Source organism: Acinetobacter sp. UBA3132 (assembly GCF_002364825.1).
GTDB classification, from domain to species: Bacteria; Pseudomonadota; Gammaproteobacteria; order Pseudomonadales; family Moraxellaceae; genus Acinetobacter; species Acinetobacter schindleri.
This window is the reverse complement of sequence record NZ_DEZM01000119.1, coordinates 1-5,364: the sequence shown is the minus strand read 5'-3', so window position 1 is coordinate 5,364 and position 5,364 is coordinate 1. Positions and strand designations below refer to the sequence as shown.

Below are 5,364 nucleotides of genomic sequence, written 5' to 3'. Positions count from 1 at the left end.
CTTTTGATCTTTCAAAAGTAAAACAACGCCTACACAATGGCAGATAAACACAAATCATTATTTGAGGCTGTTTCCGCAGCATCAAACAGCTTCAATAAAGAGATTAAGTTATTAGATATGCAAGACCGTCTCATCAGTGGTTCTGAAAAACCCGAAGATCAGTTTGATCGTGCGATTCGCCCAACCTCCCTCGATGACTACATTGGTCAGCCAGTAGTTCGTGAGCAAATGGAAATCTTTATAGGTGCAGCCCGTGGCCGTGAAGAAGCCCTTGATCATACCCTGATCTTTGGTCCTCCCGGTCTGGGCAAGACCACGCTGGCCAATATTATCGCACGTGAAATGGGCGGTAACTTAAAGTCGACTTCTGGTCCAGTTTTAGAGCGTGCGGGTGACTTGGCAGCTATGCTGACCAACTTAGAGGAAGGTGATGTTTTATTTATTGATGAAATTCATCGTCTTTCACCCGTCATTGAAGAAATTCTTTACCCGGCGATGGAAGATTACCAACTCGACATCATGATTGGTGAAGGTCCTGCGGCACGTTCGATTAAACTGGATTTACCGCCATTTACGTTAGTGGCTGCTACCACACGTGCAGGTTTGCTCACCTCTCCGCTGCGTGACCGTTTTGGGATTGTGCAGCGTTTAGAGTTCTATTCGGTAGAAGACTTAACACATATTGTAAAACGTTCAGCAAGTTTGATGGATGCGCCAATGACTAACGAAGGTGCGCTTGAAGTTGCTCGCCGCTCTCGTGGTACACCACGTATTGCTAACCGTTTACTGCGTCGTGTGCGTGACTATGCACAGGTTAAAGGCTCAGGCGAAGTGACCCAAGACATGGCACAACGTGCGCTAGATATGCTGAATGTCGATAAAGATGGTTTGGATACGCTCGACCGCCGTTATTTGTCGATGCTGCTTGAGCGTTTTGATGGTGGTCCTGCGGGTGTTGAAGCGTTGGCTGCAGCAATGGCTGAAGATTCAGGAACGCTTGAAGATGTGATTGAGCCGTATTTAATTCAGCAAGGGTATGTCATGCGTACTGCACGTGGTCGTATTGCAACCAATATGGCGTATTTGCAGTTTGGGATGACACCGCCTGAACCAAAAGATAAGTGATTTTAAAAAGCAGCTTAAGCTGCTTTTTTATTAATCTTCATAAATAAGTTTAAGTTCATCATTCAAATAGTTTTGCACCAAAATTTCACCCACTTTAAACTCTTTTATCCATTGATCAAGACTTTCACTCAAAGCTGGTTCATGCATATTGGCAGTATATAGACTCCAAGAAAGTAATTGCATTCTTCGAAAATGTTTATTTAATTCTTGTGCATGTCGATTTTCATTCCCTAGATATACTTTTAGACGATTTATAGAGCTTTGATAATTATTAAGTACTATCTTGAAATCACCATGATGCCTAGAATGAAAAAAATCATTAAATTTCTGTTGTCGTATCTCATTAATCCCTATTTCAATTTGGTTTTGTATATTTCCAGCCAAGTAAAGATTATCACTCACTAACTCTTTTATTTTATCCAAAATATTATTTCTATTTAATATTTTCAGTTCTATAATCTTTAACCTTTCTTGTTGCTTTACGAGATTTTTATTAGAAACGATTTGGCTTTCTGTTGATTTCTTCACAATATATATATAGTAATTAAGAATCCTATAAAGCTAATAAGAGCTGATGCTATAACACTAATTACAACAACCCAATCTGTCGAGTGCTGCACATCTAAATACACTTTCTGATCTTTCGGCTGTTCTAAAACGACCGCTTGTTTTTCTTCTACTGCCACAACTTGCCCTTCTTATTTTAAATCGACTATTTATTCTCCATATTCTAAACACTTTCAAAGCATTACAAAAGAAAAAGCCAACTGACCATGTCTAAATCAGTTGGCAAAAGCACAAACCTATTTTTTTCTAAGTTTTTATTCAGACTTATTTTGTGTCTTTCTTAAACTCCTTAAAGTCCGCTTTACGAATCATGGCATGAATTCCTTTGGTTTTATCTACCACTTGAGACACTTCAAAATCCGTTGCAGCACTTAAGTACGCATAAGCAATTTCTTCTGAAATCCCGTATTCATCTACAAGAAAACGTACTGCTTCACGAGTCGACTTACGCATCGCTTCATCAAGGTCTTCATCTAAACCTGGTGTAATCCAAAACTCATCATTTTCACCCAAAGGCTGCTTCAACGATTTACCTGGTATTTTGTCACTCCCCGCTTTTAATACCGTAATTTTAAAGGTCGCACGTGCAGAACCTTCAAGTGCGGTCAATGCGACCTCACCATCACCTTGAACAAAATGACTATCACCCGTATAGAACAACGCACCCGGCACTTGTACAGGATAGTAAGCCGTCGCACCTGCGGTTAAATCATTAATATCAATGTTACCGCCATAGAACGATGGTGGCACAGAATGCACAGGGTCGCTCGTATTTGGTGCAACGCCCATCGTGCCCATAAACGGATTCAGCGGGAAACGAATCGCTTTACCAGATTCAGTTTTTAAAACGCCTTCCCAAATACCCTCTTTATTCTTTTCAATTGGAGTAAAGATGGAAACATTGCCATAGGCTTCTGGGTTTGCAGGCGATGCATGATCATGCTTTTGACGCTTAGGAAACTCAGGCAATGTGCCTTTGCCATGGCGGTTCGAAATCACACCATACGGCACACGTGGCTCAACCTTTAAAATCTCGACTTTTAAAATATCACCTGGCATCGCATCTTTCACATAGACAGGTCCGGTAATAATATGTGGACCATCTTTATGGAAATCGTGCTTTAACTTAGAACCTGTAATCAGTTTCGCTTCAGGCAAAATATGCTCAGGTTTCACACCTTTAGAAGTGAAATACTTTTCAGCATCACGTCCTTGGTCTTCAAGCAAGCCTTCATGCGAAACTGTATCAAAGGTAATAGTGCTGCCCGATGGAATGGTCAACACAGGTTTGGCATCTTTGTTAGGTAAATAGCCCCAAGTGATGGTATTCAAGGTGCTTGGAACATAATAATTCCCTTTATATTCCCCACTTTTGAGTAAGACTGGTTTACTTTCAAGCTGTTTTAAAATTTTAAAATCTTCAGCTGCCGCATGTGCAGAAATAAAAGAAAAGCTTGCTGCAACAGCAAGAGACAAAGCTAAAGGTTTTAACATATGTTCAAATTCCATGAAAAATTAATGCAAGCTAACTTCATGCAATCCTAATGCCAATCTGGTACATACCCCATCATAAATATTCAAAATTTAATCATTTGATCGATCTATACTTCTTTGAATAAATTTCAATATAGGAAGCAGGTATATAAAGAGAGAAAAACCACATGTCCCTGAGATACATAAAATTACAATAAAACTTACTGAATAATTTCCTTAAACAGCAAGGTAACTCCCTCTTTATACCTTAGAAGTATTGACTATATACCGTGCAGGTTTTGGTTAATTTAAAGCCAGTATGCCATTCTAGAATATCCTTTTAACCATCTCCGATTCTTAAGGTTCTCCCCAGATATGAATATGTATAAGCGGCTTTGCCTTTGTCTTCCACTTGCGTTTGCCAGTCAGATGAGTCTGGCAGACTGGATTGATAATTCTGTGCAGAAAGCTGAAGCTCATACCATCAAGTTACGCCAGCATATCCACCAGCATCCTGAACTGGGCAATATGGAATTTAAAACCTCCGAACTGGTGCAAAGGGAACTGAAGTCCTATGGTATTGAGGTCCGCAAAGGTTATGCCAAGACTGGTGTGATTGGAGTTTTGAAAGGTGCAAAACCGGGTCCAGTCATGGCCCTGCGTGCAGATATGGATGCCTTACCCATCCAGGAAACTGCACCAGTATCATTCGCCAGCAAGCAAAAAGCGATTTATCAGGGCAAAGAAACCCATGTAATGCATGCCTGTGGTCATGATGCACATACTGCCATGCTCCTAGGGGCAGCCAAAGTTCTGGCCGCCAATAAAGATAAAATTGCAGGAACAGTGGTGTTTGTATTCCAGCCAGCTGAAGAAGGTGGTGCAGATATTGATAATTTCACCCATGGCGATCAGATTGGCTCACGCAAAATGATTGCCGATGGTGCCTTGAACAATCCAAAACCTGAAGTGATTTTCGGGATGCATGTCATGGCAGGTATGCCAAGTGGCAATATTTTCTATAAAGATGGTGCGATTTTAAATAGTGCCGATCATTTAAGCATTCAGGTGAATGGCAGTCAGGTACATGGCTCCATGCCTTGGGCAGGTAAAGACCCGATTTATGCCTCTGCCCAGATGGTGACCAATTTACAAAGTCTGATCAGCCGTAAAGCCGACCTGACTAAAGGGATGGGCGTGGTCAGTATTGGCAGCATACAGGGTGGCACAACCGGTAATGTCATTCCAGATCAGGTCAATATGGTCGGCACCATCCGTTCCAATAGTGAAGATGTGCGTCAAGGCATTTTAAAAGACTTGCCGAAAATGCTGGAACACAATGCTGCTGCCAACGATGTCAAGGTCAAGGTTGAAATCTCTCCCTATGCACCGGTCACCACCAATGATAAAACCTTGACTGAATTAATGCGCCCGACCTTAGCAAGCGTACAGGGCGAAGATAAACTGCATGTTTTAGACAACAATGCCAGCGCTAGTGAAGATTTTGCTTACTATGGCCAGCTGATGCCATCCCTGTTTGTATTTGTTGGAGCAACACCAGCTGATCAGGATATGAATCAGGCCGCACCAAACCATAACCCGAATTTCATTGTCGATGATGCGACCCTGAAAACTGGGGTTGAAAGTCATGTTCGCTTTATTCTGGACTATCCGAAAGTGGCTGAGCAGGTGCAGGCCAACTGGAAAAAGAAGAAATAATCTGATGTATCCAAATGAATGAGTTTTTGGACTCATTCATTTTTTCATCTTTCTATACAACACTTTTCTATCTGTTCTGATTTAAACATCAACTCTCTTCTCTTATATTCCACAATAACCCTAGGTAGATATTCACCGTACTGTTTGCAGCTCCCCTTAGAAAGAAAATCAATCTAAGGAGCCTTATAATAAAGAGACAGATCAAAGCAGCTAGAGTCTAGTGTTTGAATCAGAACAGGTGATTTACTCACTTTTTGCTGGTGATTCTTAATATTGTTCAATTAATTTAACAAAAACCTGTATAGGATAAGATTAATTTCTTTTAGCTATTATTTAATAGCATGCCATTCATCTATTTAAAAGCTGTCTAAATAACTTGTATTTTCAAATATATTTTTGCTTCAATATCTCCTGTCTTATCGTCTAATATTCAAGCATGTTAAATATTATATGATTTAAAACTTTAATTCTTTATTACAT

General features: G+C 40.4%; 5 protein-coding genes. 2 read left to right on the top strand and 3 right to left on the bottom strand.

From position 1 onward, the window contains the following. The first annotated feature begins 117 nt into the window (after positions 1-117). On the top strand, positions 118-1,125 hold the full coding sequence (gene ruvB / locus B4033_RS05950; protein WP_286832673.1) for a Holliday junction branch migration DNA helicase RuvB: 1,008 nt from the start codon (positions 118-120) through the stop codon (positions 1,123-1,125). 30 nt (positions 1,126-1,155) lie between these two features. Here ruvB and B4033_RS05945 read toward each other — a convergent pair whose 3' ends face one another. The 3 genes from B4033_RS05945 to B4033_RS05935 all read right to left on the bottom strand — a co-directional run bounded on the left by B4033_RS05945 (position 1,156) and on the right by B4033_RS05935 (position 3,186). After that, a complete protein-coding gene (locus B4033_RS05945) occupies positions 1,156-1,653 on the bottom strand; it encodes a hypothetical protein (RefSeq protein ID WP_228156231.1) in 498 nt (165 codons plus the stop codon). Next, entirely contained in the window at positions 1,650-1,811 is a 162-nt protein-coding gene (locus tag B4033_RS05940) for a hypothetical protein (protein WP_286832668.1), read from the bottom strand. Before B4033_RS05940 ends, B4033_RS05945 begins: the two co-directional genes overlap by 4 nt. Before the next feature lie 145 nt (positions 1,812-1,956). Further along, the gene (locus B4033_RS05935; protein WP_048882477.1) at positions 1,957-3,186 is read right to left on the bottom strand and encodes an acetamidase/formamidase family protein; all 1,230 of its coding nucleotides are present in this window, start codon (positions 3,184-3,186) and stop codon (positions 1,957-1,959) included. A 360-nt stretch (positions 3,187-3,546) separates the two neighbouring features. On the opposite strand from B4033_RS05935, the gene B4033_RS05930 reads away from it, so the two are divergent. Beyond that, positions 3,547-4,884 (top strand): amidohydrolase, encoded by a 1,338-nt coding sequence (locus B4033_RS05930; protein WP_286832671.1) that lies wholly within the window; start codon positions 3,547-3,549, stop codon positions 4,882-4,884. Positions 4,885-5,364: the final 480 nt, after the last annotated feature.

Excerpts from the sequence above, each read along its gene's own strand:
- B4033_RS05935 (WP_048882477.1), bottom strand. The coding sequence starts at position 3,186 with ATGTTAAAACCTTTAGCTTTGTCTCTTGCTGTTGCAGCAAGCTTTTCT.
- B4033_RS05930 (WP_286832671.1), top strand. The coding sequence starts at position 3,547 with ATGTATAAGCGGCTTTGCCTTTGTCTTCCACTTGCGTTTGCCAGTCAG.
- ruvB (WP_286832673.1), top strand. The coding sequence starts at position 118 with ATGCAAGACCGTCTCATCAGTGGTTCTGAAAAACCCGAAGATCAGTTT.